We start from the raw sequence: 248 nt of genomic DNA, 5'->3' as shown, positions 1-248 counted from the left end.
GCTAAAGGTACAGCTTTCACCCGCGCTGGCACTTTTTTACTTGGAATAGTAGCGGTTGCTGTCTTGCTCAGAGGTTAACGTTAAGTTACGCCCAACCTGTGCCGCTATCCGTTCTCCTTGCCTTTGCTGGCATTGACGCTGGCAGAGATGCTAATGCCCGCGCTGTTACCACTGGCCCCAATCCCTACCCCCAATGACCCGCCATGACTGCTGTTTTTACCACTCAGGGTTTCATTGTCTTGGCTAGA

The 248-nt window shown here is 52.4% G+C and carries 1 pseudogene; it reads right to left on the bottom strand.

Annotated elements, in window-relative coordinates:
• Positions 1 to 36 precede the first annotated feature (36 nt).
• Positions 37 to 248 (bottom strand): annotated as a pseudogene (locus tag HGT73_RS14680) (hemagglutinin repeat-containing protein); the annotation flags it as partial.

Source organism: Rosenbergiella australiborealis (assembly GCF_018494035.1).
Taxonomy (GTDB): domain Bacteria; phylum Pseudomonadota; class Gammaproteobacteria; order Enterobacterales; family Enterobacteriaceae; genus Rosenbergiella; species Rosenbergiella australiborealis.
The sequence above is the reverse complement of the archived record's forward strand: the minus strand, read 5'-3'. Positions and strand labels throughout refer to the sequence as shown.